This window comes from Microcoleus sp. MOSTC5 (assembly GCF_036701825.1).
GTDB lineage: Bacteria > Cyanobacteriota > Cyanobacteriia > Cyanobacteriales > Microcoleaceae > Microcoleus > Microcoleus asticus.
Genome location: NZ_JAUBRK010000017.1, coordinates 94,002 through 120,353 on the forward strand (window position 1 = coordinate 94,002; position 26,352 = coordinate 120,353).

26 protein-coding genes and 1 CRISPR repeat array are annotated in these 26,352 nt (G+C 46.9%); of the genes, 16 read left to right on the forward strand and 10 right to left on the reverse strand.

Annotation, left to right across the window (positions count from 1 at the left end; genetic code table 11):
* Positions 1 to 282: 282 nt before the first annotated feature.
* From QUA54_RS11750 to glgB, 4 genes are all read left to right on the forward strand, one after another.
* Positions 283 to 507 carry a serine protease gene (locus QUA54_RS11750; RefSeq protein WP_333414780.1) on the forward strand — a complete coding sequence of 75 codons (225 nt, stop codon included), beginning with the start codon at positions 283 to 285 and terminating at the stop codon, positions 505 to 507.
* A 200-nt stretch (positions 508 to 707) separates the two neighbouring features.
* Positions 708 to 905, forward strand: coding sequence for a hypothetical protein (locus QUA54_RS11755; protein WP_333414781.1), 198 nt, complete (start codon positions 708 to 710; stop codon positions 903 to 905).
* A gap of 233 nt (positions 906 to 1,138) precedes the next feature.
* The gene (locus QUA54_RS11760; RefSeq protein WP_333414782.1) at positions 1,139 to 1,342 is read left to right on the forward strand and encodes a hypothetical protein; all 204 of its coding nucleotides are present in this window, start codon (positions 1,139 to 1,141) and stop codon (positions 1,340 to 1,342) included.
* Positions 1,343 to 1,647: 305 nt separating this feature from the next.
* Positions 1,648 to 3,939 carry a 1,4-alpha-glucan branching enzyme gene (glgB, locus tag QUA54_RS11765; RefSeq protein WP_333414783.1) on the forward strand — a complete coding sequence of 764 codons (2,292 nt, stop codon included), beginning with the start codon at positions 1,648 to 1,650 and terminating at the stop codon, positions 3,937 to 3,939.
* 210 nt (positions 3,940 to 4,149) lie between these two features.
* Here glgB and QUA54_RS11770 read toward each other — a convergent pair whose 3' ends face one another.
* The 3 genes from QUA54_RS11770 to QUA54_RS11780 all read right to left on the reverse strand — a co-directional run bounded on the left by QUA54_RS11770 (position 4,150) and on the right by QUA54_RS11780 (position 6,298).
* On the reverse strand, positions 4,150 to 5,067 hold the full coding sequence (locus tag QUA54_RS11770; RefSeq protein ID WP_333186829.1) for a glycosyltransferase family 2 protein: 918 nt from the start codon (positions 5,065 to 5,067) through the stop codon (positions 4,150 to 4,152).
* Between the two features lie 86 nt (positions 5,068 to 5,153).
* Entirely contained in the window at positions 5,154 to 5,984 is an 831-nt protein-coding gene (gene hpsJ-B / locus QUA54_RS11775) for a hormogonium polysaccharide biosynthesis protein HpsJ (RefSeq protein ID WP_172185299.1), read from the reverse strand.
* Positions 5,985 to 6,112: 128 nt separating this feature from the next.
* Complete coding sequence (locus QUA54_RS11780; RefSeq protein WP_333186824.1) at positions 6,113 to 6,298, reverse strand: hypothetical protein; 186 nt, start codon at positions 6,296 to 6,298, stop codon at positions 6,113 to 6,115.
* A 478-nt stretch (positions 6,299 to 6,776) separates the two neighbouring features.
* Here QUA54_RS11780 and rfaE2 point away from each other — a divergent pair, with 478 nt between their 5' ends.
* The 8 genes from rfaE2 (at position 6,777) to QUA54_RS11820 (ending at position 14,443) form a co-directional block, all read left to right on the forward strand.
* Positions 6,777 to 7,271 (forward strand): D-glycero-beta-D-manno-heptose 1-phosphate adenylyltransferase, encoded by a 495-nt coding sequence (rfaE2, locus tag QUA54_RS11785; protein ID WP_172185341.1) that lies wholly within the window; start codon positions 6,777 to 6,779, stop codon positions 7,269 to 7,271.
* 116 nt (positions 7,272 to 7,387) lie between these two features.
* Complete coding sequence (locus QUA54_RS11790; protein WP_333196959.1) at positions 7,388 to 8,257, forward strand: STAS domain-containing protein; 870 nt, start codon at positions 7,388 to 7,390, stop codon at positions 8,255 to 8,257.
* Between the two features lie 55 nt (positions 8,258 to 8,312).
* Complete coding sequence (locus QUA54_RS11795) at positions 8,313 to 8,681, forward strand: STAS domain-containing protein (protein WP_333186819.1); 369 nt, start codon at positions 8,313 to 8,315, stop codon at positions 8,679 to 8,681.
* A gap of 171 nt (positions 8,682 to 8,852) precedes the next feature.
* Positions 8,853 to 9,251, forward strand: a complete 399-nt coding sequence (locus QUA54_RS11800) for an anti-sigma regulatory factor (RefSeq protein ID WP_172185305.1) — start codon at positions 8,853 to 8,855, stop codon at positions 9,249 to 9,251.
* A gap of 277 nt (positions 9,252 to 9,528) precedes the next feature.
* Entirely contained in the window at positions 9,529 to 10,548 is a 1,020-nt protein-coding gene (locus QUA54_RS11805) for an ATP-binding SpoIIE family protein phosphatase (protein ID WP_333414784.1), read from the forward strand.
* Positions 10,545 to 12,083 (forward strand): ATP-binding protein, encoded by a 1,539-nt coding sequence (locus tag QUA54_RS11810; protein WP_333186814.1) that lies wholly within the window; start codon positions 10,545 to 10,547, stop codon positions 12,081 to 12,083. The genes QUA54_RS11805 and QUA54_RS11810 overlap by 4 nt, the downstream gene beginning before the upstream one ends.
* Positions 12,077 to 12,235 carry a hypothetical protein gene (locus QUA54_RS11815; RefSeq protein ID WP_333414785.1) on the forward strand — a complete coding sequence of 53 codons (159 nt, stop codon included), beginning with the start codon at positions 12,077 to 12,079 and terminating at the stop codon, positions 12,233 to 12,235. Before QUA54_RS11810 ends, QUA54_RS11815 begins: the two co-directional genes overlap by 7 nt.
* A 735-nt stretch (positions 12,236 to 12,970) precedes the next feature.
* Complete coding sequence (locus QUA54_RS11820) at positions 12,971 to 14,443, forward strand: MBOAT family protein (protein WP_333414786.1); 1,473 nt, start codon at positions 12,971 to 12,973, stop codon at positions 14,441 to 14,443.
* Between the two features lie 83 nt (positions 14,444 to 14,526).
* Here the strand turns inward: QUA54_RS11820 and QUA54_RS11825 are convergent, their stop codons facing one another.
* Together QUA54_RS11825 and QUA54_RS11830 are read right to left on the reverse strand one after the other, a co-directional pair.
* Positions 14,527 to 15,360: a sulfurtransferase gene (locus tag QUA54_RS11825; protein ID WP_333414787.1), complete on the reverse strand. Its 834-nt coding sequence runs from the start codon at positions 15,358 to 15,360 to the stop codon at positions 14,527 to 14,529.
* Between the two features lie 26 nt (positions 15,361 to 15,386).
* Positions 15,387 to 16,388, reverse strand: coding sequence for a hypothetical protein (locus QUA54_RS11830; protein WP_333414788.1), 1,002 nt, complete (start codon positions 16,386 to 16,388; stop codon positions 15,387 to 15,389).
* 492 nt (positions 16,389 to 16,880) lie between these two features.
* Here QUA54_RS11830 and glmU point away from each other — a divergent pair, with 492 nt between their 5' ends.
* Complete coding sequence (glmU, locus tag QUA54_RS11835; protein ID WP_333414796.1) at positions 16,881 to 18,266, forward strand: bifunctional UDP-N-acetylglucosamine diphosphorylase/glucosamine-1-phosphate N-acetyltransferase GlmU; 1,386 nt, start codon at positions 16,881 to 16,883, stop codon at positions 18,264 to 18,266.
* A 175-nt stretch (positions 18,267 to 18,441) separates the two neighbouring features.
* Here the strand turns inward: glmU and QUA54_RS11840 are convergent, their stop codons facing one another.
* The 5 genes from QUA54_RS11840 to QUA54_RS11860 all read right to left on the reverse strand — a co-directional run bounded on the left by QUA54_RS11840 (position 18,442) and on the right by QUA54_RS11860 (position 21,361).
* A complete protein-coding gene (locus QUA54_RS11840) occupies positions 18,442 to 19,194 on the reverse strand; it encodes a hypothetical protein (protein ID WP_333414789.1) in 753 nt (250 codons plus the stop codon).
* A 503-nt stretch (positions 19,195 to 19,697) separates the two neighbouring features.
* Positions 19,698 to 19,856 carry a hypothetical protein gene (locus QUA54_RS11845; RefSeq protein ID WP_333414790.1) on the reverse strand — a complete coding sequence of 53 codons (159 nt, stop codon included), beginning with the start codon at positions 19,854 to 19,856 and terminating at the stop codon, positions 19,698 to 19,700.
* 30 nt (positions 19,857 to 19,886) lie between these two features.
* Positions 19,887 to 20,153, reverse strand: a complete 267-nt coding sequence (locus QUA54_RS11850; RefSeq protein ID WP_445301547.1) for a hypothetical protein — start codon at positions 20,151 to 20,153, stop codon at positions 19,887 to 19,889.
* 52 nt (positions 20,154 to 20,205) lie between these two features.
* On the reverse strand, positions 20,206 to 21,141 hold the full coding sequence (locus QUA54_RS11855) for an isoaspartyl peptidase/L-asparaginase (RefSeq protein ID WP_333186794.1): 936 nt from the start codon (positions 21,139 to 21,141) through the stop codon (positions 20,206 to 20,208).
* Positions 21,142 to 21,205: 64 nt separating this feature from the next.
* A complete protein-coding gene (locus QUA54_RS11860; protein ID WP_006631540.1) occupies positions 21,206 to 21,361 on the reverse strand; it encodes a DUF2256 domain-containing protein in 156 nt (51 codons plus the stop codon).
* A gap of 86 nt (positions 21,362 to 21,447) precedes the next feature.
* Between QUA54_RS11860 and QUA54_RS11865 the strand changes: the two genes are divergently transcribed.
* The 3 genes from QUA54_RS11865 to QUA54_RS11875 all read left to right on the forward strand — a co-directional run bounded on the left by QUA54_RS11865 (position 21,448) and on the right by QUA54_RS11875 (position 24,840).
* Positions 21,448 to 22,485 (forward strand): RNA methyltransferase, encoded by a 1,038-nt coding sequence (locus tag QUA54_RS11865; protein WP_333414792.1) that lies wholly within the window; start codon positions 21,448 to 21,450, stop codon positions 22,483 to 22,485.
* Positions 22,486 to 22,783: 298 nt separating this feature from the next.
* A complete protein-coding gene (locus QUA54_RS11870) occupies positions 22,784 to 24,373 on the forward strand; it encodes a serine hydrolase (RefSeq protein ID WP_333414793.1) in 1,590 nt (529 codons plus the stop codon).
* 65 nt (positions 24,374 to 24,438) lie between these two features.
* Positions 24,439 to 24,840: a hypothetical protein gene (locus tag QUA54_RS11875; protein ID WP_333414794.1), complete on the forward strand. Its 402-nt coding sequence runs from the start codon at positions 24,439 to 24,441 to the stop codon at positions 24,838 to 24,840.
* Positions 24,841 to 24,969: 129 nt separating this feature from the next.
* Positions 24,970 to 26,260: a CRISPR direct-repeat array (repeat unit 37 nt; unit sequence GTTTCAATCCCTGATAGGGAGTTAGGTTAATTGCGGC).
* Positions 26,261 to 26,352 lie beyond the last annotated feature (92 nt).

The window sequence follows — 26,352 nt, forward strand, 5'->3', positions numbered from 1 at the left end:
TTTGTCTCGACGATCGCCAGTGGCGGCCATCTGCGTTCGATCGGTTATCCTTACCAAAGATACCTCACAAGCCAACCAACCCATCCTACCACTGGTCTCTTTGACTTCAGGATTTGCAAAAAAAAAAGAAATCTTTGCCGGATAGCGATAATCTATGTGAAATTTATTAATAAATGCAGTATTGTAATCAACGAGCGAATCGTTGAGCTATTCGTGCCAGCATTGTTTCTCGAGTAAACTATTCCCTTCCTTGCGATGGGTTTTCAATGTTAAGGAGTTTTTATGAACAAGGGATTAATTCGTTTGACTTTGGTAGTGGGCTTGGCAGTAGCCCTCGGCGCCTGCGGAGGAGATACCGGTGGCGGTTCCAGCCCTAGCCCCTCTCCGGGCGGCCCTGGCAGCACTGGCACTACTACTACTCCCCCTGCTTCTTCTGCATCTCCAAAAGCCACTCCAGGGGCTGGTGCAACTACTACCCCTGCCCCTTCTCCTAAAAAGTCTCCCTAACTAGGGCGATCCGAGAGTGTTTGCCCAAAGAGCCTAGCCTCCAAGTGAAAAATCGTTCGCTCCTCGCATTTTTTCATCTCAGAGGTCTAGGTCTCAAGTTGGGTGTTAGTTGTAGTCTGATGCTTTTACTAAAGTTCAGTACGTCCCCTTAGAGCCGCAAAGTCCGCTTAGCGCTCGGTTACAAGGAAATTGCCTTTGAAGTGGAAAATTTGACTCCCGGCCTGCTGGTTTGGAAACTCAAGCCTGTAACGGGAGGTTTGAGGACAGTGCCAGTGCTGCTGCCTCAACTCAAGGGTCAACCGGAGGCGATCGCAGATTCGAGGCAAATTTTGCACTCGATCGAGTCTCGCTTTCCTTCCCCGCCACTGTTGCCCGCAGACGAGAGGAAAGCAAGCTGAGGCTGGGACGATCGAAGACTGGCTCGATGAAAGCATCGGCATTGCTACTCGATTTGTTTACTACGAGTTTCGCGCTGGTACGGGCAAGCAAATCGACCCGTCTGTTTTGAGCCAGTTAGTGATTCAATTGGCGCGCCGCCAGTTCGGCATTAACCCTGCGGCAAAACTCGCTCCCGTTGCGCCTGAGTTCTGCTTGAGATTGATTGCACCGTGGCTGGCAGGATTGTTTCTATTTGGTAAGAGATTCCTTGAGCGTGGCAGATATTCCTGCTGCCACCCTGCTGAGTCCTTTAGCTTTGATTCCTCAATACCGAGTTGAGCATCCTTGGCTGTTCGATCGCATTCCCCAAATTCACGCACTTTGTGGGGAAACCCAGCCTCCGGGATGTGAAAGTCTACCGGGCGATCGTCCCTGCCTGAAAATTTCAGATAAATGATTAGCTGCTCCCCAACACTTACTCTCCTTGACCCTCCGGCAGTCGCAAATCGACAAGAGTATGAAAAATATTCCTTATCACATAGTTTATAAAAAGTCAAGGGTATTTGGGAGAGAATATAAATTTTTCAATTTGTTTTAATATTTCTATACTTAGAAGTTAGCAGTAAAACCCTAGCTGGGCCGCAGGCAAAATCATGCTAATCAGTGGTACGATTAGCGATCAAAAATGTATCGAAATGTAAAGTTCAGCGCCGCTCTAGGTCTTGAAAGCCATTTAGTCAAAAGATAGAGGTAAGTAGTTTTATGCCCGCGACCGTCCCCTTTGAACAGATTGACCGGATTGTTTGGAATCAGCACCACGATCCATTTGAAGTGCTAGGCCCGCACGCGATCGAAGAAAATGGCAAAAAAGTCTGGGCCGTCCGAGCTTATCTGCCGAATGCGGATGCGGTATCGGTAGTTCTGCCGGAGGCCAGGGCCGAATACCCGATGAAATCAGAGCATCACCCTCACTTTTTTGAATGTACGATCGAAACCCCAGAACTAGCAAACTATCAACTGCGGGTCAAAGAAGGAGAACACGATCGCTTTATCTACGACCCCTACGCCTTTCGATCGCCCAAACTCACAGAATTTGACCTTCACTTATTCTCAGAAGGCAACCACCACCGGATTTACGAAAAACTCGGGGCGCACCTCACCGAAGTAGGCGGCATCACAGGAGTATATTTTGCCGTTTGGGCTCCGAATGCTCGCAATGTCTCTGTTTTAGGAGATTTCAACTATTGGGACGGCCGCAAACATCAAATGCGGAAATCTCAAAACGGGATCTGGGAAATATTTATTCCGGGACTCGAAGTGGGAACTTCCTACAAATACGAAGTCAAAAACCAAGACGGACATCCCTACGAAAAGTCCGATCCTTACGGTTTCCAGCAAGAAGTGCGGCCGAAAACAGCATCAATTGTCACCGACTTAAGCACCTACACTTGGCACGACAGCGCTTGGATCGAACAGCGGCGGCACACAGACCAACTTACCCAGCCGGTTTCGGTTTACGAATGCCACATCGGTTCTTGGCTGCACGCCGCTACTGACGAACCCGCCGTGCTACCAAATGGGGAAACAGAACCCGCCGTGCAGGTTTCGGAACTGAATCCCGGGGCGCGCTTTCTGACTTACCGGGAATTAGCCGATCGGCTGATACCCTACGTCAAAGATTTGGGATTCACTCATATCGAAATGCTGCCCATCGCCGAACATCCTTTCGACGGTTCTTGGGGCTATCAAGTAACCGGTTATTTCGCCCCAACTTCCCGCTACGGCAAACCTGAAGATTTCATGTATTTTGTTGACCAGTGCCACGCCAACGGCATTGGCGTACTGGTGGACTGGGTGCCGGGACATTTCCCCAAAGACGGCCACGGTTTGGCTTTCTTTGACGGAACTCACTTGTACGAACACGCCGACCCCCGCAAGGGGGAACACAAAGAGTGGGGAACCCTAGTATTTAACTACGGCCGCAACGAAGTGCGGAATTTCCTAGTATCAAACGCTCTGTTCTGGTTTGACAAGTACCACATCGACGGGATTCGCGTAGATGCGGTGGCCTCGATGCTTTATTTGGATTACTGCCGCGAACCCGGAGAATGGTTGACCAACCAGTACGGAGGTAGGGAAAATATCGAGGCCGCAGATTTTCTGCGGCAGGCGAATCACGTCATTTTTAGCTATTTCCCGGGTGCGCTGTCGATCGCCGAAGAATCTACCTCTTGGCCGATGGTATCTTGGCCGACTTATGTAGGCGGTTTGGGCTTCAACCTGAAGTGGAACATGGGTTGGATGCACGATATGCTCGACTATTTCCACATGGACCCGTGGTTCCGCCAGTTCCACCAGAACAACATAACTTTCAGTATGTGGTACAACCACAGCGAGAATTTCATGCTGGCTTTGTCCCACGATGAGGTAGTCCACGGCAAGGCTCACATCATCGGGAAAATGCCAGGGGACGAATGGCAAAAGTTTGCAAACGTGCGGTGTTTGTTTACTTTTATGTTTGCTCATCCCGGAAAGAAAACGATCTTTATGGGCATGGAGTTCGGTCAGTGGCACGAGTGGAACGTTTGGGGGGATTTGCAGTGGCAGTTGCTGCAATTCGATCCCCACCAAAAGTTGAAGCTATTTTTTAAGGATTTGAACAATTTGTACCGCAGCGAAACGGCACTTTACAGTCAAGATTTTGCTGAGGATGGGTTTGAGTGGATTGATTGCACCGACAACCGGCACAGCGTCGTGGCCTTTGTGCGCCGCGAGAAGGATGGGGACGAGTTTGTGGTGACAGTGTGCAATTTTACGCCGCAGCCGCACTCTCACTATCGGGTAGGAGTGCCGGAAGCGGGTTTCTATACGGAGTTGTTTAACAGCGACGCCCGGGAGTACGGCGGCAGCAATATGGGGAATTTGGGAGGCAAGTGGACTGATGAGTGGTGGTTCCACAACAGTCCTTATTCGATCGACTTGTGTTTGCCGCCTTTGGGTGTGTTGATTTTAAAGATCGATCGGGCAAAAACGGCGATGCTTAACTCTCAATAGTTTTGAGTTTTGAGTGGTGAGAGTTTTGAATTAACAATCAAAACTTTCTTAATCGTAAAACTTTGAGGGTATTCAGAAACCCGGTTTATCCAAAAAACCGGGTTTTTTTCTATTTTGTTGTTGTGGCGAAACAAGGAAGTTCGGCAACGGATTCGCTTGCTTCGGATTTAACGGATGTAATACCAATTCCCAATTATCCATTACCAATTTTTAATTTCGAGTATCGGAAGCGCCAAGATTATAAGGAACTTTAGGCGAATCAACGGTTACTACTTCCGAAATAGATTGTTCTGCCACTACCTCTAATTTTGGCAGTGGTAGATGCTTCATTTCCCAGACTTTCAGCAAAATTAGATATTCATAAAAAGCTTGCAGCGTGCACCAAGCCAATCCCGCTTGACCGTCAAGAAATCCGCCGAGTAAAATATACATATAGAAAAAGCGCACCACAGGCCGCAAAGGCAAGCGCAAAGAAAAATCTTTCAAAGCGCGGCGCCTTTCCACCTCCGACGCGCCAAACAATAAATCCCACCAATTTACTTGACCGGCTTCTAATTGGCGGAGAGTTTCAGCCGCCTCGTCAGTCGAGTAGCGGTTGTGCTTTTCAATCCAGCGGGAAAGACCTTTGCTGCAAGTATAGTGAGGGTAGGTTTCCTTCAAAAAGTGAGTAGGCCCGTTGCAGACTTCCCGTTCAGTATGACCGTAGTCAGTAAACCACACTCTGTCTTTGCGAAACAGGCGCATTTGATAGCGGGGATATTGAGTGCTGCGGCGAATCCAGCGCTCCATAAATATTACTTTTTCAGCTACGTAATAGCCGATATATTCTTGACTTTCGATCGCCTTTAAGCATTCAGCAAACAGTGCAGGCGTCATCCGCTCGTCAGCTTCGAGGATGTAAACCCATTCGTATTTGCACGGGACTTCTTGGAGCATCCAAGTCCGCTGGCGTCCGTGAGTTTCAAAGCGGTGCTGCACTGTTTGCACGGCATAGTTCTGAACAATTTCAAGGGTGCGATCGGTGCTGAAAGAATCAACTACAATGATATCGTCACAAAGCAGCGCCGATTCAATGCAAGCGGCGATATCAATCTCTTCGTTGTAAGTCAGAATATAAATTGAGAACATTCCCAGCTTTCAGTAATGGCAAACTATTGGGTAAACAAACTATTTCTCAGGGATGTCTCGACCAGCGCGATCCCTGCCAGCGCCGGTCAAATTTTGCGGCGGCCGAACCGCAGAATTCCCATACTTCTCAATCCCGTCCAACCAACAGTAATGTAGCCGATCGCTAACAACAAACTGCTGATTCCGGTCTGCAAACTCGAATTTCTCGATCGAGTTCTTAATTCTTTCTCTTTTTGTTGCTTGCGGGTGCGAATCTCGTTGCGAGCTTGAGCGGGCAGTTCTTGAGCTTGCTGTTCCAGGAAGTTGTCGAGGGCTTTCGGGTCATTTTTGGAATTCCGAAGCACAGCTTTCAATTCCTGGGGAACATCTGAGCTCTGGAGGGCTTGTTGCAGCTTCCCGTCGTCTTGCAGCAGGGCGGCTATCTGGGTGCGCCGCTGGCTTTTGAGCTGTTCTACCTGAGCTTTAAACTGATCGCTTTTAATTTGCGCCTCAAGTTGACCTTCCGCTTGTCCCGCTTCTCGATCGACTTGAGCCAGAGCATCTTTGAGTTCCAAACGAGTATTGTTGAGGTGAACGGGAACCAGAAATAGGTAAACTATACCTAACAAGCTGGAAATCAACAGCGCCCAGAATCGCAAGTCCAGCCAAACCTTGCGTCGCTCAATAGAGACTCCGCTGCTGCTGTCAACCCAAAAGCCAGTCATCAGCAGGGCGATACCCATCAAAGGAATAATGCCCCTGTCAACTATCTGAGTTGCTGCGGCCAACTGCCAGGCTCGATTGAGAAGGTCCGAAGTTTCTCCCGGCAGCGACAGAACAATGCAGTCAAGCAAAGCAGAGAGAATCAAGATAATCCCGACTACTTTTAGAGTTCGAGCAGCTACTGAAGAAAATTGACGGCTATTACTTGCTTTCATAATTCCTGTGAGATAATTCTACACCGTTAGATTCAAGGGGGTAGTTGAGTGGATTGTGTTGAACGAGTTAAGCTATTTTCCACCAAAATAGGTGCTTCGGGTACCCACCTCGACTTTCCTCTGGGTTTTCACAGGCTGCGGTTGCGACCGCAAAGGGTCGAGTTTCTGCACAGGTATGCAGAGTTGGGCACAGGAGGCGGCACGCTTCTGAGGTGGCTGTAAAGCTTGGTCAAGATAGCGCCCAGAAACTGCTGCAAGCAACTGCTGGCTTCTTTTATAGTCTGACGAATGCAGCGTAAAGATGAGCTCTGCACGCTTGGGTTCCAGCTTTTAACTAGCTTTCGCTCGCGCGGCGGTGTCAGAAATAATAGACACAGCAGGAGCGCGTTTCGTAGGGTTTCACCCCCTAGGGCTCCCACTACCCGATCGCCTGCGAGAGGCAGTGGAACTAAATCCCCTGTCTTATACTAATTGATATAAGAGAGGGGTGGAATAAATAATTGTTTCCCAACCTTTTTAACCTACAATTACCAGCAGCACGATACGGCTGTCACAGATACACGAGTACGTGTTTTTTCCTTTTTCCTTATGTTTAGCCACTCGCGAAGCCGAAGGCAATTTTTACTTCTTCCTTCTTGCTTAAGAGTCACTAATTACTAATTGCAAATTACTAATCGCCAACTACTAATTTTGGGCAGCTTTAGTAATTAATTGTTCAATAGGAAAAGTAAAAATAGCACATTTTTGGGTATGATAATTGATGGCTGTTCAAATTTGCTGGTAATGAATGCAATGATTTCTGGTGTTTACAGGTTGAGAGAACTTGAAAGATCGATCGCATCCGATCCGGACAACTGGCGTCCGATGGTGTTTACTAACGGGTGCTTCGATATCCTACACGCTGGCCACGTCCGCTATTTGCAGGCGGCAAAAAATTTGGGGCGATCGCTCGTGGTGGGCTTGAACAGCGACGCCAGCGTGCAAGCTATCAAACCGCAGGAGCAGGGATTGCCACCTCGCCCGATCGTACCGGAAAATCAGCGAGCCGAAGTTTTGGCAGCCCTCAAACCAGTAGATGCCGTAGTAATTTTTTCCGAGATTACAGCAACTAAACTGATAAATATCCTGAAGCCGGATATATACGTTAAAGGAGGCGACTATCAACTCGAAACTCTGCCGGAAGCACCGGCTGTTATCGCTGGAGGCGGTAAGATTTCCTTAATCAAAATAGAAGTTCCGAGTTCTACCAGTGCGATCGTCAAACGCATTTTGCAATTAGGTACTTAACCATCGATCGCAAACAGCAAACAATGAGCTAAACTCAGAAATTGCCCCATCAAGAAATACTAAAGTGCGATCGTTCGTACAACTTCATCCCAATTGCTAAGCAGGAGATAATTTTAATGGAACTCACAAGCAATAACACGATCGCGGAAATCCTAGAAAGACACAAATCAGAGCTACTAGCAGACTGGCTTAAAGAACTGCAAAATACCGGCCTGCGGCGGGACGACTTGATGAGAGCCAAAGAATTGCGCTCCGAGTGTCAAGAGTTCCTGCAATTGCTCCACATTGCAGTGGGGCACGGTAACTTGAGCGACATCCAGACACCCGAATGGGAAAATATGCGGCTGCTGCTAGCAGAAGTTTCGCGGTCGCGCGTTCAGAGAGGCTTTACTCCCTCAGAGATAGCGAGTTTCATTTTATGCTTCAAAAAGCCATTGTTCGATCGGCTTTGTCATGAATTGACCCAAAACCGCGACGCCCTTGTCGAACAACTTTGGCTTTCCACCAGTTTATTAGACCAGCTAGGCCTGTGGGTGACAGAAATCTTTCTCAAAGCTCGCGAAGAAGTCATCGAACGCCAGCAGCAAGAAATGCTCGAATTGTCAACACCCGTAGTCAAACTTTGGCAAGGAATTCTCGCATTACCCATGATCGGGACTCTCGACAGCGCCCGCACTCAAATAGTCATGGAAACTCTGTTGCAGGAAATCATGGAAACCGGCTCGGAATTTGCGATTTTAGACATTACAGGCGTGCCGACTGTTGACACTTTAGTCGCTCAACATTTATTAAAAACTGTCGCCGCCGCCCGTTTAATGGGTACTGAGTGCATCATCAGCGGCATTCGCCCGCAAATAGCTCAAACCATAGTTCATTTGGGAGTTGACTTGCAGGATATTCTGACAAAAGCGACTTTAGCAGATGCCTTTAAAGTCGCTTTGCAGCGCCAAGGTTTAACTATAAAAAATATTCAAGAGGAAAGATAAAAAATATTGTGTGGGGGCATAAATTTTTAATTCAAAGCTCAAATATAGGTAAATTATGGAACGGATACCGATTTTACAAATGGGAGAATTTCTGCTAGTAACAATTCAAGTAGATATGCACGACCGCTTAGCAATGACTTTGCAAGACGACCTAACGAACCGCATCGTCAAAACTGGAGTTAAAGGTGTTTTAATAGAAATCTCTTCCCTAGAAATAGTAGATTCTTTTATCGGTCGCATCATCAACAATATCGCTAGTATGTCGCGAATTTTAGATGCTGAAACAGTTGTGGTCGGAATGCAGCCAGCGGTGGCGATTACCCTCGTTGAGTTGGGGCTTTCCCTAACAGGAGTTCGCACAGCTTTAAGCGTTGAAAAGGGCATGATTTTGTTGAGAAAATCCTTGGCTTTATCTCCTGACTAGAAAGCGCAAGCAGTCGATAAATTGTCCCATGACTTAGGCATATGCAGTAATGAAATCTGGTTTGTTTGTAGATACATTGTTGACAAACTTAAGATTTCTAAGGAGAAACTAAGTTGATGAGCGTAAGTCCTATGTTTTGTGGAGAAGTTCTATTTTGGTACAGTAGCCGCCATGTCAAAACGTGAGACACTAGAAATCCGATCGTCATCCGATATAGTCCACGTCCGACAGCAAGTGCGAGCTTGGGCTATAGCGATGGGATTCGGTTTAGTAGACCAAACAAAAATCGTTACCGCAGCCAGCGAACTCGCCCGCAATACTGTAGACTACGGTAAAGGGGGAACTGTAACTCTCGAAACGCTCCAATTAGGTACCCGCAAAGGGCTGCGGCTGACATTTGAAGACAAGGGCCCGGGAATTCCAGACCTAGAATTGGCAATGACTGACGGTTATACTTCTAATCAGGGTTTGGGTTTGGGGCTCAGTGGTTCTAAGCGGTTGATGCACGAATTTGAGATTGTTTCCAAAGTGGGTAAGGGGACTAAAATTGTGATCGTCCGCTGGCGGTGAGGAAGATTGGGGGAGAGAGGGGGAGATTGGGCTAGAAGCCCGGTTTCTACAAGTTTTGCGTTTGGTGAGGAGAAATCTAGGAAGAAACTGGGTTCGTAAGGTCGCTAATGACTGCTGAATACTGACGCATGGGGGCCTAGAAATCAGGTTTCTGTTCTGCGATTTTTGCGTTTGGTGAGGAGAAACCTAGGAAGAAACCGGGTTTGTGAGGTCACTAACGACTGCTGAATTTTTCGTTTTTCAATGCGCGCCAGCTTAAGATGGGAACTACAAAATAATGAGAGATGCGATAGCCCTGCCCGTAACAGAAGAAAGTCAAGTTGGAGAAGCGCGGCGAATCGCAGTCGCCCTCGCGGCCGAACTAGAATTTAACGAGACCGATCGCGGTAAAGTGGCAATTGTTATTACCGAAGCAGCAAAAAACCTGGTCAAACACGGCCGCGAAGGAGAACTTTTGCTGCGCACATTAAAAACAGCGGCAGGATGTAGCATTGAAATAATAGCGCTAGACCGGGGGCAGGGAATGGCAAATGTCGCGCTGTGTCTGCGGGACGGTTTTTCTACAGCGGGAACCCCGGGAACCGGACTGGGGGCAATTAAACGCCTCTCTACTTTTTTTGATATTCATTCTGTACCGAAACTGGGGACAGCCTTATTAGCGCGGCTGGAACCGACCCAAAATAGCCGGGAAGCCTCCCAAAACAGCAATTACTTGGAATTTGGGGTAGTCCACTTGCCCAAAGCAGGAGAGGAAATTTGCGGGGATTCCTGGGCTGCGGAAAATCACCTTGACAAAAACCTGATTTTAGTTGCAGACGGGCTCGGCTACGGGGATTTGGCCCAGGAAGCGTCTCAGGAGGCAGTGCGGGTATTTGAGGAAAACGCTAAACTGGGGCCGAAAGCAATTTTAGAGAAGGCGCACGCTGCTTTAAAAAATACCAGAGGAGCGGCTGCGGCGATCGCCCAAATCGATCGTACCCAACAAACTATTTGTTTTGCCGGAATTGGCAACATCAGCGGTGTAGTGGTCACAGATAACCAAACCCGAAGCATGGTTTCCTACAACGGCACAGTTGGACATATGATGCGAAAAGTAGCAGAATTTGTCTATCCTTGGTCGCAGCAGTCCCTACTCATCATGCACTCCGACGGTTTGGCAGCGCAGTGGAATTTAAACCGCTACCCGGGTTTAGCCTCCAGACATCCTGCTTTAATCGCAGCCGTGCTCTACCGGGACTTCAAACGCACTCGCGATGACATGACAGTTATAGTAGCCAAGGTGAGAGAAGCAGCGTGAGTTACCCAATCCTGACGACGGAAGTCCGCTTTGAACAAGACATCGTACAAGTACGCCAAAGAGCTCGCCAAATTGCTAAAGGGCTGGGATTCGATTCCCAAGTACAAACCCGCATCGCCACAGCAGTTTCCGAAATTGCCCGCAATGCTTTCAAATATGCAGGCGGCGGCAAAGTAGAATTCATTGTGGAAGGGGAATCGCCCCAAATTTTTCGGACTCGGATTTCTGACACCGGGCCGGGAATTGCGGATTTAGCGACTGTGTTGGGCCCCAATTTTCGATCGCAAACTGGCGCGGGACTCGGTTTAGCAGCAGCGAAACGGTTGATGGACGAAGTGAAAATCGACTCTGGGCCCGATCGCGGAACCTGTGTACAATTAATTAAGCTGTTTTCCAAACAGATGCCTGCGCTGAGTGCGATCGAACTAAATCAATTAGTTGACAAACTAGCGCGCCAAATCCCAGAAGATCCCTATGCCGAAATTCAGCAGCAAAATCAAGAATTACTGCGAACTTTAGACGAACTCCGCCAGCGTCAAGAAGAACTCGTACAATTAAATCAACAACTAGAAGATACCAATCGCGGAGTCCTCGCACTTTACGCCGAATTGAACGACAAAGCCGAATCTCTCCGGCGCGCCAGCGAACTCAAAACCAGCTTTCTCTCCGATATGAGCCACGAGTTTCGCACTCCGCTAACGGCAATTATGAGCCTTTCCGAAATATTGTTACATCGCCTCGACGGAGAACTTTCAGCCGAACAGGACAAGCAAGTAAATTACATTTACAAATCCGCCCAGTCTCTCGCAGAACTTGTCAACGACTCGTTAGATTTAGCCAAAGTGGAAGCCGGAAAACTAACTGTTCGCGTGGCTGATTTTGAAGTCGAAGATTTGTTCAGCGCCCTGCGGGGCATGATGCGCCCTCTGCTGCCCCAAAACTCGGATGTTGCTCTGATTTTTGAAGATCCTCTCGAACTTCCAACCCTCACCACAGACGAGGGAAAAGTTTCTCAGATTTTGCGCAATCTGATTTCTAACGCCCTCAAATTTACCGAAGCAGGCGAAGTTCAAGTTGCTGCAGAAATAGGAGACGGGGGAACAATTATTTTTTCCGTAACAGATACGGGGATAGGCATTTCCCCAGCCGATCGAACGCGGATTTTTGAAGAATTTGTCCAACTCGAAAATCCTTTACAGAAGCGCGTCAAAGGCACCGGATTGGGATTGTCTCTGTGCAAAAAACTGGCAGAATTTCTGGGAGGAAGTATTGAAATCACCAGTTCGCCGGGAGTGGGTTCGACTTTTTTGGTCAAACTGCCGATCGTCTATGCTGGAGATGAAGAAAACTCTTGGGAAATGTCGGCTGGTAAGGGGGATGAAATACCGCTGGCGATTGCAGATTCTCGATCGCCAGCGCCGGATTCAGCAGCAAAAGTTTTGATTGTGGAGGATGAAGATAGTATTTCGGTATTTGCTGAAAAACTTGCGGCCACAAATTCATTGTACAGCGATCGAGGCCGCCAACGGTGCTGAAAAATTGCGATCGGTTGCTTTTTGAGGAACCGATCGCAATTTTAATCGACATTATGATGCCTGATGTGACTGGATTTGAGGTTTTGGAAGAGTTGAAATGCGATCGGGCTACTTGTCAAATACCTGCTATCGTGATGACTTCAAAACATTGAGAAATTTGGGAATAGGAGAATTTGTCTGCCGATACAGTTGCGGTGCTTTCTAAAACGAATACTTCCCGCCCGCAGGCGAGCGCTCCAATTAAATCCGCTCCCATGAAGGCAGGAGTTAATTTATAATAATTCTGAAAATTACTGCTGCATATATATAGATTGTATGATGTATGCGAGCATCTGTAAGGACTTAGGCAAAGCCTAAGTCCTTACGGGTATCTGCGAAAATTAATAATTAGTATAAGATAAAGGATTGTAGCAAGACTTTTAAAAATTGGTAGTGTTTGACAGCCGGCAATATTTATTTAAATTGCAACAGCATTTAACGTTGGTGCTGTAAAATATAGCAGTTCTCAGTTGCCGACAATATAGTAGGGACTTAGGCAGTGCCTTTTTTTGTGTCAGCCGCTAAAATCCAGGATAAATATCGCTAGTTGAGCGAGTACCGAGATCCCCTTCTTAAGGGTTGAACTGGAAGGACTTTCAAAATCCCCGTTTTTAATGCGGAGGCGAGGGGTATCCAGGATGGGGTAAAAATGAGAGATACAGAGGGTTTTAGCCCGATTGTTGACACGCATTGGGTACGGGGCCATATCTCGATCGAATATCCGAGCTTATTTATTAGTGAAAAATGACACCTGTTTAAAAAAATAATGCAACTCTAAGCAAGATCCAAACCCCTACAGAGTAAGCCATTCCCAAATCTAAAATCTAAAATCTAAAATCTAAAATGCTATGACTTTCATCTCCCTTCAATATGCCCTGTTTCTGCTAGTTTTATTTGCGGCTTACTGGTTGGTTCCGGTACGGTGGGGGCGGCTGTTCATCATGCTGGTTGGTAGTCTGATTTTTTACGCTTCGCTGCAAATTTGGTATATTCCTCTGCTGTTAGTCGGCATTCTGTTTAATTACTGCTTGGCGATGGCGATTGGAGAACCTCTGGATTGGCGCATTGCTAATGAATCTTGGAACCGCCGCCGTTTGTGGCTGCTGTGGATAGGAATTTGCCTGAATGTTTTGCTGCTTCTGGGCTTTAAGTATGTGCCTTTTTTATTGAGTTCGATCGGCACTTTGTTAAATTGGCCTTTTGCTCTCGACGGTGCTGACTGGGTGAAAAGTCACGTCATCGCACCCCTGGGATTGAGTTTCTTTTGTTTTGAGTGCATTGCTTATTTGATTGACGTGTACCGAGGCGCACCGGCTGCTACTTCCCTGCTGCACTTTGCTGCTTACAAGTTGTTTTTTGCGAAACTGATTTCCGGCCCGATTACTCGGTATCACAACTTGATCAATCAACTGAAAACCCAGAAATTTCCGACGCCCGATCGCCTTTCTGAGGCGCTTTGGACGATCGCCTTCGGTGCAGTAAAAAAAGGTCTTTTCGCAGATAACTTGGGAATTTATGTCGATTTAAGTTTTACCAATTTGCAGCGGGCGGGTAGCGAGGATTTGTGGCTGGCGATTTTTGCTTACGGGCTGCAACTTTATCTCGATTTTAGCGGCTATGTTGACATGGCGCGCGGTACAGCTTTGCTGCTGGGTTGGTATTTGCCACCCAATTTTGATTTCCCTTATTTTAGTGCCAGCATAGCCGATTTTTGGCGGCGCTGGCACATGACTTTAGGGGATTGGTTGCGCAATTATTTGTATTTTCCTTTGGGGGGTTCCCGAGTCGGTTTGTGGCGCACTTGTCTGAATTTGTCCCTCGTCATGTTAATTGCGGGAATTTGGCACGGGGCGGCTTGGGGATTTATTGTGTGGGGAGGTTTGCACGGTTTGGCTTTGGCGGTTCACCGGCTGACTGATGTGCTGTTTAAGCGGTTGCGACTGGAGTTTTTGTGGGAAAATCCGATCGGGATTGCGATCGGTTGGCTGTTGACTCAGGCGATGGTTTTTGGTAGTTGGATATTTTTCCGCCTTCCCGACTTAAAGGATTCTGGATGGGCGATTTCGCATTTGTGGGGACACACTGCCGACGTGCAGTTTGCAGATAAAGTTTATGTGGAAGCTTTGGGTTTGGAAAGAGTGCATTTAACTTGGATGTTGGCGGCTTTGGCTGTGGCGATGTTGGGGAATTATGCGTTGAGTCGGGGTTTGAAATTGGAGTTAAATTGGCCGATGAAATTGGTGTTAGTACCGCTTTGTTTGTATGCGGTTTGGGTGTTGGCTCCCGAAGGCGGTTTGCCTTATATTTATTTTGATTTTTAGGGTATTCTTTGATTTCCTACAATCATCAATCTTATACCAATTATTAAAAGTAGGGACACGGCAATGCCGTGTCCCTACAGATGCTAATTTTCAGAATTGGTATAAGAGCACCAGTCGCTCCAGCTACCGACATAAAGTTTAGCATCGGGAATCCCAGCAATTTCTAAAGACAGTAAATTAACGCAAGCCGTCACCCCGGAACCGCAATAAACGATAATTTCTTCCGCTTTTTCTAATTCCGTCCAGCGCTGTTTTTGTTCGGAGGTCGATCGCACTTTTCCAGTTTCATCCGTCACCCCTTGCCAAGGATAGTTAACCGCACCCGGAATGTGACCTGCAATGGGGTCGATCGGCTCCCGCAAACCTTCATATCTCTCGCTTTCTCGCGAATCAACCAAAACCTTTCCCGGCAAGTCTTTACGCTCTTTTACCGCCTCAATATCTACCGCCAAATCCTGCTGCAAGTGGGCAACAAAGTTACCCTCGCGGGGTTCTGGCAAAATATTTGTTACCGGATAGCCCGCCGCTTTCCAGGCGCTGAAGCCGCCGTCTAACAAAGCGACTTTGCTGTGTCCCATATATCGCAGCAGCCACCACAAACGAGCCGCAAAAGCCAGCCGCGAATCGTCATAAGCGACGACTAAAGTTTCTGCTGAATTAATGCCGATCGCGCTCAATTTATCAGCTAACTCTTCAATATTTGGCAGCGGATGTCTGCCGCCGTGTTTGCCAACTGAACTCGCGAGATCGCGGTTTAAATCTAAATAGAAAGCTCCGGGAAGGTGACTTTCTTGGTATTGTTTTTGTCCCAATTCAGGGTCGGCGAGGGCAAACCGACAGTCAATAATTACAACTTGCGGATTGTCGGTATTGGTGGCTAACCATTCAGGAGAAACGATTAAAGTGTTGTCAGTCATAATTCTTCAAATCTCTGTTTTAACATCTATCGGGAAGGAGCTTTTTTCTCGGGTTCTGCTTGATCGGGAGGAGATTTCTTAGAAGTTGCTTTCTCGGAAGCTCTTTTTTCTGAATTTGATTTTTTAGGAGTTGCTTTATCCGAAGTTTCTTTTTGCGAATTTGTTTTTTTAGGAGTTGCTTTATCCGAAGGTGCTTTTTCGGCTGGTGCCGGAGTTGGAGTTGGCGGAGGGGGATTTACTGCTGCTTCTTGAGCGTAAAGCAGATATTTCTGATACTCGATCACTTTTGCTTGAGCTAGTTGATGGTTGGGGCTAGATACCGGTACTCTTCTCATTAATGAAACCGCTTCTTGCCAGCGATCTGTAACTGTCGTCCAATCTTCCTTGGTTTTTGCCGATCGCCCCAATTCTGCTGCTTGGAGTGCGCTGTTAACGGCTTCTCGAAAAGTATCTGGTGCAGTTGCTAAATCTGCTGTTTCATCGAGATTATTCCCCGCAGTTGCAGCAGGCTGGTTCAAAATTTTACCGACAAACGCCACCACGGCGATCGCCAACATACCCGTCACCAGCCCAACTACAATGAAAGTCGATCGCAGCCGATTCTCAAATGCAGCAAGTTCCGGCGGTTTCTCTTCCTCAATATTGCTTTCCATCTCTATGCGATCCTCTATATTAGCAACCCCAGTATTTGGCGCCGATTCTTCCCCAAAGCTGTGTCCTTCAAAGTTGCTGTTTTCCAAACTAAACTCTTGACTCCAAGCAGCAGCTATCTGACCGCTTTCTCGGCCCTCAACCTTCACTTTGCGAATCGAATCCGGCTGCAAATTCGTCAGCTCGGTGCGGACAAAATCAACTAACGTATCTTCTATCGGTACCTGCTCGGCCTCAAGAATTACATCCAAACAGTCGCCGTCGAGATTCGCGGAGGCTGTTATGCCTTCAGATTGCAACTGGCTGTTGAGCCAAGATGCGATCGCAGTGGCGAGATTTCCCTGCTTGGCAAGTTCCTGAAAATTAAGCTCTGTCATAGCTGGACACCTGATAATGCAGAAGGTAGAAGGCAGAAGGAATGAAAAAGTCAGAAATAGTTTTTTTAAAGTTGAAAACACCCTAACTGAAATTCAACAAATAGTATAATGTATCGCGGCAAATCCCAGCCCAAAGATGGAAATTATCACTTTCGCTCCCCCTCCCATCCCTTCGGAAAAGACTTGTATTCTTTACTAGGAAACGAACTCAGGTTTGTAGTCAGGGCTTCAGTCCTCCCGCCCGGCAGCCAAATACCGCTGCTTTAACCTGGTAATTGATACCGGCGGCGCAACTCCAGATAGCGCAACGGCGTTAAGTCGAACCGCAAGCATCGCCCCTAAAACCGACATCCGTCTAGAAAAAGCCTCGATCGCGCGGATTCGAGATTTGAGATTAAAAAATTGTGCGATCGCAGTGCCATCGACGGACAGCGAGTGATATCATCAGTTAGTCAATATTCAAGTTTTTATAGCAAAAAAGTCGATCGCACAATGGTAGCAATAGCAATTTTAGCTGCTGGACGCGGCACGCGCATGAAATCAGACTTGCCCAAAGTTCTACACGAATTGGGCGGTCGAACGCTAGTTGAGCGAGTCCTCCAAAGTTGTCAAGAAATTCAAATTTCCCGGCGAATTGTCATCGTCGGTTATCGAGCCGAACTCGTGAAAGAAGCTTTGATAGGTGGTAAAGAAATACCGGAGAATCCTCAACTTCCTCCCTTAGAATTTGTCGAACAAACCGAACAATTGGGAACAGGTCACGCCATCCAACAATTGCTGCCTCACTTAGAGGGATTTCAAGGAGATTTGCTGGTTTTAAATGGGGATGTACCTTTGCTGAGGGCAGAAACAATCAAACAATTGATTGCTGTTCACAAACAGCACCAAAATTCTGCTACTTTATTGACAGCTAATCTGCCGAATCCTCAAGGGTACGGGCGAGTATTTACCGACAGTCAAAACTTAGTCGAGCAAATTATCGAAGACCGCGACTGCACACAAGATCAAAAGCAAAACCACCGAATTAATGCAGGTGTTTATTGCTTTCACTGGCCGGATCTAGAGAAAATTTTGCCAGAATTGAAGGCAGACAATGACCAAAAAGAATATTACCTAACTGATACGGTAAATTTCCTCAGTCCGGTGATGGCGGTGGATGTCGAAGATTATCAAGAAATATTGGGAATTAACGATCGCAAACATTTAGCCACAGCTTGCGATATTTTGCAAACGCGGGTAAAGGACAAGTGGATGACGGCGGGAGTGACCCTGCTCGATCCCAACAGCATTACGATCGACGATACTGTAGAGTTGCAGCCGGATGTGGTAATTGAACCGCAAACTCACTTGCGGGGAAAAACTTCCATCGCTTCTGGGAGTCGCATCGGTCCCGGCAGTTTGATCGAAAACAGTCAAATTGGGGAAAATGTGACTGTGCTTTATTCGGTGGTTTCTGACAGTATTGTGGCGGAAAATTCGCGAATTGGCCCTTACGCACACTTGCGGGGACACGCGGAAATAGGGGCGAACTGCCGCGTCGGCAATTTTGTAGAATTGAAAAATACTCAAATCGGCGATCGAAGTAATGTCGCTCACTTGTCTTATTTAGGCGACGCAACTTTGGGAGAAAAAGTCAACATTGGTGCTGGGACAATTACGGCAAATTATGATGGAAAAAACAAGCACAAAACTCAAATAGGTAATCAAACTAAAATAGGTTCCAACAGCGTGCTTGTTGCACCGATAACTTTGGGGCAAGATGTTACTGTAGCGGCGGGTTCTGTGGTGACGGAAGATGTGCCGAATGACTGTTTAGTAATTGCCCGTTCTCGGCAAGTTGTCAAACCAGGTTGGAAGTTGAAAGAACCAAAAAAGTGAACAATTGTTCGCTTTTTCTACAATAAGTTTCCCCCCGGATCGGGACTTGCGCTGTCGATACCAAAGAAACCGGGTTTTTATAACAGGAGCGATGGCGCTATACCAGAGACTATGGTGGAAAACCCGGTTTCTGCGTAAGTCCGCAACCTTGAGAAATCGGGTCGATCGCGATCGGCTATTTTTGGTTATTTTGCTGGTGCAGATAGTTGTTAATCGCTTTAGCGATTTTTGCTTGCTGGTATGGGTTCATCGTGCGGGGTAGGGAGATGCGAGAGCCTCCACCAGCTAACAGTCTGACTTCGTACCAAATGTCATGATCCAGATCTTTTGTTCGATCGACTTCCACGGCATAAATCTCGCACAGAGAGTATTGAATTACTTTACGTGCCAACAAACCCCGCTGTTTAACAGTCAAGGTGTTTAAAGTTCCATCGAAGCTGTAGGTTTCATTCTTTCTCAACACGATCGCTGCGAGTGCTGCGAGCAAAAATATGCCTCCTGTCCATCCCAACCAGCGATCGTCTTGGCTTAAGCGCAGCAATCGATGCTTTGCATTTTTAACAAAAAAATTGATGTCAGAAGCAACAGCGTCTTGGTTCCCCCAGTTAGTGGAGTTAGCAGTGAAAGGAACATTGCCAACAGAAGTCAAAAGTACAACTCTGCTTTTATAGCCGCATCTTTGAACTTTAGCTCCCCGCAAAGAAGTAAGCTGAATTTCTTTGATGTTCGACCCCAGTAAATTCGATCGCACAATCTGGCAATTTCCTTGTTTTGCCTGCAATCGCTGGCAGCTCAGGGTTGCTCCATGATAGTCAAAAATCAGCGATATCAGTCCCAATGTCATTAATAAACAACTAGGGAGCCAAAAATCAAATATGCTTTGAGTCTGAATTCTTAATTCAGTTGCTGTTTGCTTAATTATTTTCATTTATCTCACCTTTTGATTCGCAAAATGATGCTACAGATCGACTTCCTGACCCCGAGCCGCCGAATTGTTAACTTATATATTATTTGAAGTCGTCCTTTGCCACGATTCCTTTTATGTTGCTAATAGATTAGCACTAAAATGTCTCGGGAACAACAAATGTCGCGGGTTTACTTGCGGCTGGGTTTGAGATAGCTTTCCGTGATTTAAAGTAGATGAATATTAAAAATTTATTAATTATGTTATTGCGAGTCAAACATTAGCTTTCGCGAGCCGAAGGAAAGTAATAGCAAAGGTGAAACTAGGTTTACATTCTGTTACATTGTAAAATTTATTTGTGCCTACCTAATTACCGTTAGTTATTGATTTGGGTGATTCCCTACGGGATAGCTACGGTTCACGGACTTGCACGGCAAACATATTGCTAAGCGTGCGACGATCGCGGGTAGAGATATAGCTGCGAAGCAAGTCAGCCATTTTGTATTGTTCTGTTAGTGAATGGCTTCTTAAACATATGCGATCGCCCCCAACATCAACAAATCAACATAGGAGCTACGATTTCCCTCGCTATCTGCTATTTCGTCTAATTCTACCGCACGAATCTCGCGAGTTGAGCATTCGGTAACATCATTAAGCGACAAACCCCATAATCGTTTAATGGTCATTTTGCCAAAAGTCTTATCAAAGAGGTACATTTAGTAGTGGTATTTCGTAAAAAATGCAGAAAAGTCGAGGTTTTTAGGCAGCAGCAGCAGAAGTCCGTAACGATGCGTTGTCACGATCGATAAAATCCCCAATCCCACCAATGTGGTTTTCCAACGAGCGAGAAAATGACAATATTTTGCTCGCCAAGGGCGAGACTCGTTGTCTCCATGTGTTGTTAAACGGTTCAATATAGCTGGTCTTTCCAGTCTCCTTGCCCACTGCTTTTCGGAATGAGTAAAACTAACGCCGATCGACATCCCCGACTTTTCCAAAGGGTCCTGGATCGGTGATTCCGATCCAGAACCCTTTTTAAGCAATAAAAATCAGCGTTCCCTTGCTCATTTCCAAAGTATCGCCCATTTCCAGACCGTTGTGAAAAGCACCCAAAATCACCTCGCTAGTTTTGCCGAAAGCGATCGCACCGCTAGCATCAATTCCAATTGCGCCAAAATCCCGTTGACGATCGTCAGCTTCAGCAAAAGAACGCTCAAAAGCAGCTTTCAAACTCAAACCGTCCGTTACCCGAATCACAATTCGCGGGGCCAAACACTCGTCCATAATGTGCTCGCCAATCCCCGTACAGCTTACCGCCGCATTTCCAGTCGCGTAATTTCCTGCCGGCATCGCCGAGTCGCTAACCCGCCCGATGCGCTCAAAACCCTTGCCACCAGTCGAAGTCCCAGCAGCCAAGCGTCCGTGAACATCCAAAGCTACAACTCCGATCGTACCCATACCCGCGGGTTCCGCTACCACGTCAGCCATTGCTTTGCTAAAATTGCCTTGGCGTTCCTGCATCCACTCGTGCAAGCGCAAATCCGTCATCGGATCGTAAATCGGCAATTGAAGTTCTCGCAGCAATTCCGCCGAACCAAAATCCGAGAGAACCCGATCGTCCGAATTCTGCAAAAATTGAGCAAGTTCGATCGGATGTTGAACGCGAGAAACATTAATCGCCCCGCTGAAACGCTGCATCAAACCGTCCATCAGCGACGCACTCATCCGAATTTGGCCGTCCGACTGTACCACAGAACCTGTACCGGCATTGAATCGCGGGTCATCTTCCAGCAATTGGCAGCCCCGCACCACTGCATCTACGGCACTTGCACCGTCTTTTAGCAGCGGATAAACTTCCTCCAAAACATCGTAAAGCGATTTCCGCACCGCCTCAATTCCGCCTTTACTGTGTAGAGAACTGCCGGCACCGCCGTGAATAACGAGCTTTGGTTGCACTTGTTGCGATGCCATATTTTTTAACCTAAAATTTTTCCTTTGCAATCTTAGCCTCGATCGAGCAAATTACCCTAAATTCTTAATCTTGAGCCGCCAAACGGCGGCGACGACAACGTTCGGAGCAGTATTTGACCTCATCCCAGCAGTCCGCCCATTTTTTGCGCCAAGTAAAAGGTCGATCGCACACCGGGCACATTTTTGTCGGTAAATCAGATTTCGATCGCTGCTTTGCCATGCTAATTTGGACATTACATTAATGATTAAATTTTAATCAAAACAAACAAAACAATCCATTTCTGCCTAACACCTCCCCAAATAAAAATGCTCGAAACGGCATTAGCCAAAATCCGAATAGTCTTAGTAGAACCCGCAGGCCCATTGAATGTCGGTTCTGTCGCCCGCGTCATGAAAAATATGGGTTTGCACCAATTAATTTTGGTAAATCCCCAATGCGATTATTTAGGGGAAGAGGCCCGACTGATGGCAGTTCGCGCCGCCGATATATTGGAAACTGCCAAAGTAGTTGATAGTTTGCCGGCCGCTTTGGTTGGGTGTGTCAGAGCGATCGCGACTACAGGAGACGATAGTCGATCGTTGCCAACACAGCTAGAACAGCCCGCAGACGCCTTGCCTTGGCTCCTGGAAGCCCCCAGCGCCTTAATTTTCGGTCGAGAAGACTGCGGCTTGACCAATGCCGAATTAAACCGCGCTCAGCGCCTGATACGCATTCCCTCCAGTGACGCCTACACTTCCCTAAATCTCGCCCAAGCAGTCGCTATCTGCTGCTACGAACTGTATGGGGAAGAAGGAAGAAAGAAGAGGGAAGAAGGAAGTTCGGCAACGGATTCTGTAACGGATGTAACGGATGTCAGTCCGAGGGAAGAAGGAAGAAGGAAGAGGGAAGAAGGAAGAGGGAAGACGGATGAAGGAAGAGGAAAGCTGGAACCAGAAGATGCCTCGTTCCCAGGCTCAGCCTGGGAACGCATATCCAGAGGCTCTGCCTCTTCAATACCCGATGCAACAGATAATTTATCAACTTGTTACCAAGAACAACTTGCAACCAGCCAGACAGAAAATCCCTCTCCTCCCCTCGCCAGTGCTCCCTTGGAAAATTTAGAGGGATATTACCAGCAATTAGAAACGCTGTTACTCAAAATTGGATATTTGCAGCAGCACACAGCAGCAAGCCGGATGGAAAAATTTCGGCGTTTGTACAACAGGGCTTATCCGACAGTTGATGAAGTCGCCATGCTGCGGGGCGTCCTCCGCCAAACAGAATGGGCAATCAAAACTTACCGGCGAGAGACAGTTTCTGATACTCTGGATGGGGCGTTGCCAGAAAATCCAACGGATAGCTAGGAGAAATGCTGATAATTGGGGATGTGAGATTGAGGATTTTTTTCACAGAGAACTTTCCTGCACCCATTTGTCACCTTCATAACAGGGTTTATTGACTAAAAGCCTAAGCTTTGGGATAATTTGCGAGCAATAAACCCGGTTGCTGATACCAAGCAGCGTCTGGGGTAAATCTAAAATCTAAAATCTAAAATCTAAAATTGATTGGCTGGCAAGCTGAAAAATCTTAAACTTGAACTTTACAGTAGTGATGAAGGAGTAAGACGTGGCAGAGCGGTTTCCTAAAGGATCGATATTATCGGTGATATCCTCGATATCCTCTCCCAACTCCGGCTCAAAGCAGCCTAAGTCCGACAAAGCAAGTCAGTCTGGCAACTCGGGTCGCCGCCGCCCTCCGCAACCGCAAAACGGCAATTCAGAAATTCGAGAGCGATCGCCAGAACCTTCGACTTTGCCACCGCAACCAAGCCGCGGCAGCAGAATTAGAGCCAATTCTCCCGAACCTTCGGAAGAATTGACTGCACAAGACTTTTTATCCGATCCCAGATCTGCCATTAACCCGAGAAAACCCAGAACCAGCAAAATTCCCCCGTCGAAAACTCGCCAAGCAGGCAAGAAAGGCCTCGCTGCTGTCGATATGTTCGATTTTCCCGAGCCGAATCGGGAAACTGTCAGTTCGATCGCCAGCAATCCCAACAGCCCGATCCCAACAGCCGATCCCCCTGCAACCCGTGGAAGTCGCGCCAGTTCGCCCCCAGTGCGCATTCCCGACACGGTAATACCCCCAAATGCCAAAAAAGCCCCTGTGTCGAAACCGCGTCCGCAAGCGAGCCAGAGACCGGGGAAACGCTCTGCACCTCAGAGCGTGCCGCCGTTGGTGTACGCTACTCGCTTGCTGATTTTGGGAGTTGGGATTGCGGTGATTTGCGGGACGCTGCTGTCTGTGGTGAATGCTGTGAGCCGATCGTCTGTAGCAGCAGAAGAACAAACCACCACAGGGCAAAAAAACCCAGATGCAAGCGACAGCGCATCTGCTGCACCGGTGACCGGAGAAGTGCTGCAACTGAATCAAGAATTAGGCGCTTTGAAAACGCAAGTTCAGGTTTTAGCAACAGAAAATCCTAGTTTGACAGCCGGAGTATTTCTAGTCGATTTAGATACTGGAAGCTACCTAAATTTTAACGGCGATACTGCTTTTGCTTCAGCTAGCACGATTAAAGTACCAATTTTAGTAGCTTTTTTCCAAGCAGTAGATGAGGGAAAAGTGAAGTTAGATCAGGTGCTGACGCTGAAGCCCGAAAACATTGTGGGCGGTTCTGGGGAGATGCAAGACGACACTCCAGGCAAGAAGTATTCGGCTTTGGAAGTTGCCCAAAAGATGATTGTTGTCAGCGACAATACGGCAACAAATATGATGATTGAGTTGTTGGGAGGTGCTGATGTTTTGAATCAGCATTTTGCAAGTTGGGGTTTGAGGGCGACGGTTCTCCGCAATAATTTACCTGATTTGGAGGGAACTAATACTACCAGTCCGCAGGATTTGATTAATATCATAGCCCAGATCGATCGGGGGAATTTGGTATCGGTGAAATCGCGCGATCGTATCTTGCAAATCATGCGCCAAACTCAAAACGCTTCTTTGCTGCCGAAAGGTTTAGGCGAAGGTTCAATTATTGCTCACAAAACCGGTAACATTGAAACAATGCTTGCGGATGCGGGAATGGTGGATTTGCCGAACGGTAAGCGTTATTTGGTGGCGGTGATGGTGAAGCATTCACCGGAAACGGAGAAGCCAGCTCAAACATTGATTCGGGATATTTCTCGGATGAGTTACCGCTATTTGAACGGTGAGGAAACGCCAGCCGATTCACAAGTGAAAATTAAAAATTGAAAATTCAACCGGGTTTTTTAGGGCAAGTGTTGTAGACTTTATCAAACTATAAATCAGTTTGTATTATGAAACTAAACATCCGCCTTGCTTGTTTGGTAGCGCTCTCAACTTTAGCAGTTGGAGTCTCCCCCACTTTGAGTAATGCTAATCCTGTTCCTGAATCTGAGACCGACGGCGTGACAGTGATTAACAATAATATCGAACTCAATCGGGCAAAAAACTTAGCCCGTCAAGCAGCAGAAATTGCTAATGGGGGTTTAGGCAACTATCGAGCTGAAGCTTCTATGCACGGTACTTCTGAGGAATCCCCGTTTGTTGACAATGGCGATGGAAGTTGGACTTTTACTTTTCAAGGGTACAAACCCGGTACGTCTGTCTATACTGTAGAAACGGTTGTTACGGTTTCTCAAGATGGAAAGGTAAGAGTTGATTATAATGGGCGAATTCGCGAGAAAGCTCAATTTTGAAAAGTTATGCAAACAGCTAAGTAGATTGCCATCAAAAAACAGAACACGCAGAACCCTGACTTTTTTAAGAAGTCGGGGATCTAACAGCGATTATTCCGCTGCATAGAGTTGGTCAATGACCCCCGCTATGTTTCAATCCCTGATAGGGATTTAAGTTAATTCCGGCTAAGTCTCGCAGAATTAGCCCTGTTTTTTCTATTTTCGGTTTCAATCCCTGATAGGGAGTTAGGTTAATTGCGGCGCGACACTAATCAAGTTGAAATTCTTGAACAGTTGAAGTTTCAATCCCTGATAGGGAGTTAGGTTAATTGCGGCTTCGGCTCTTTGATTCGTCCCTAGCGGTGAGTAAGGTTTCAATCCCTGATAGGGAGTAAGGTTAATTGTGGCTGACGCAAACACCAGGACGATCGCTGTGATGATGCCGGTTTCAATCCCTGATAGGGAGTAAGGTTAATTGCGGTTTTATAATTCTAGCACAGCTAAATATAGAATTTTAGTTTCAATCCCTGATAGGGAGTTAGGTTAATTGCGGCAATAATAAAGAAATCCACCTCCAAACCTAACAATGCTCCGTTTCAATCCCTGATAGGGAGTTAGGTTAATTGCGGCGAGAAGTAGCACCCTCCTTTTGAATATCAATCGAGTTTCAATCCTTGATAGGGAGTTAGGTTAATTGCGGCGCGAGGGTGGATGTCAACGGTTTTTATCTTGTTCGTCTTGTTTCAATCCCTGATAGGGAGTTAGGTTAATTGCGGCCGCCGCGAGATGGCTATGGATCGAATTAATATTTTAAAGTTTCAATCCCTGATAGGGAGTTAGGTTAATTGCGGCAAACCTTGTAAACCTATAAACAAATCAAGGGGAGTTTCAATCCCTGATAGGGAGTTAGGTTAATTGCGGCGTCCATCGTTGTGGGATGCTTGGGTCTTTCTGTTTCTGGGTTTCAATCCCTGATAGGGAGTTAGGTTAATTGCGGCAAAAGTCCAAAGCCCAGTTACGTTTACAGCGGTTAGAGGAATGTTTCAATCCCTGATAGGGAGTTAGGTTAATTGCGGCGCAATAACATCTGCCACAAAGATTTTGCTGATACATCGTTTCAATCCCTGATAGGGAGTTAGGTTAATTGCGGCTCACCACAATCATTCCTTATGCTCCCGGCGATCCAAATCACGTTTCAATCCCTGATAGGGAGTTAGGTTAATTGCGGCGGGTTAGGGTAAATGCTGGCAGTGTCGTCTACAGTTTCAATCCCTGATAGGGAGTTAGGTTAATTGCGGCTCAGAGCCGGAATTGCCCGCACGACAAGTGATGCAGTTTCAATCCCTGATAGGGAGTTAGGTTAATTGCGGCGACACCTCCACAGTCTGTCTGTGTCCGATCGTGGTTTCAATCCCTGATAGGGAGTTAGGTTAATTGCGGCAAAAATTAGCCAGCATAAGTAGTTAGACAGAATTAATTACACAAATACATAGTAGAATGATATTCCAGGCAAAATTATGAGTTAATTACAAT

Excerpts from the sequence above, each read along its gene's own strand:
- QUA54_RS11750 (WP_333414780.1), top strand. The coding sequence starts at position 283 with ATGAACAAGGGATTAATTCGTTTGACTTTGGTAGTGGGCTTGGCAGTA.
- glgB (WP_333414783.1), top strand. The coding sequence starts at position 1,648 with ATGCCCGCGACCGTCCCCTTTGAACAGATTGACCGGATTGTTTGGAAT.
- QUA54_RS11770 (WP_333186829.1), bottom strand. The coding sequence starts at position 5,067 with ATGTTCTCAATTTATATTCTGACTTACAACGAAGAGATTGATATCGCC.
- hpsJ-B (WP_172185299.1), bottom strand. The coding sequence starts at position 5,984 with ATGAAAGCAAGTAATAGCCGTCAATTTTCTTCAGTAGCTGCTCGAACT.
- rfaE2 (WP_172185341.1), top strand. The coding sequence starts at position 6,777 with ATGATTTCTGGTGTTTACAGGTTGAGAGAACTTGAAAGATCGATCGCA.
- QUA54_RS11790 (WP_333196959.1), top strand. The coding sequence starts at position 7,388 with ATGGAACTCACAAGCAATAACACGATCGCGGAAATCCTAGAAAGACAC.
- QUA54_RS11795 (WP_333186819.1), top strand. The coding sequence starts at position 8,313 with ATGGAACGGATACCGATTTTACAAATGGGAGAATTTCTGCTAGTAACA.
- QUA54_RS11800 (WP_172185305.1), top strand. The coding sequence starts at position 8,853 with ATGTCAAAACGTGAGACACTAGAAATCCGATCGTCATCCGATATAGTC.
- QUA54_RS11805 (WP_333414784.1), top strand. The coding sequence starts at position 9,529 with ATGAGAGATGCGATAGCCCTGCCCGTAACAGAAGAAAGTCAAGTTGGA.
- QUA54_RS11820 (WP_333414786.1), top strand. The coding sequence starts at position 12,971 with ATGACTTTCATCTCCCTTCAATATGCCCTGTTTCTGCTAGTTTTATTT.
- QUA54_RS11825 (WP_333414787.1), bottom strand. The coding sequence starts at position 15,360 with ATGACTGACAACACTTTAATCGTTTCTCCTGAATGGTTAGCCACCAAT.
- QUA54_RS11830 (WP_333414788.1), bottom strand. The coding sequence starts at position 16,388 with ATGACAGAGCTTAATTTTCAGGAACTTGCCAAGCAGGGAAATCTCGCC.
- glmU (WP_333414796.1), top strand. The coding sequence starts at position 16,881 with ATGGTAGCAATAGCAATTTTAGCTGCTGGACGCGGCACGCGCATGAAA.
- QUA54_RS11840 (WP_333414789.1), bottom strand. The coding sequence starts at position 19,194 with ATGAAAATAATTAAGCAAACAGCAACTGAATTAAGAATTCAGACTCAA.
- QUA54_RS11845 (WP_333414790.1), bottom strand. The coding sequence starts at position 19,856 with ATGACCATTAAACGATTATGGGGTTTGTCGCTTAATGATGTTACCGAA.
- QUA54_RS11850 (WP_445301547.1), bottom strand. The coding sequence starts at position 20,153 with ATGTCGATCGGCGTTAGTTTTACTCATTCCGAAAAGCAGTGGGCAAGG.
- QUA54_RS11855 (WP_333186794.1), bottom strand. The coding sequence starts at position 21,141 with ATGGCATCGCAACAAGTGCAACCAAAGCTCGTTATTCACGGCGGTGCC.
- QUA54_RS11860 (WP_006631540.1), bottom strand. The coding sequence starts at position 21,361 with ATGGCAAAGCAGCGATCGAAATCTGATTTACCGACAAAAATGTGCCCG.
- QUA54_RS11865 (WP_333414792.1), top strand. The coding sequence starts at position 21,448 with ATGCTCGAAACGGCATTAGCCAAAATCCGAATAGTCTTAGTAGAACCC.
- QUA54_RS11875 (WP_333414794.1), top strand. The coding sequence starts at position 24,439 with ATGAAACTAAACATCCGCCTTGCTTGTTTGGTAGCGCTCTCAACTTTA.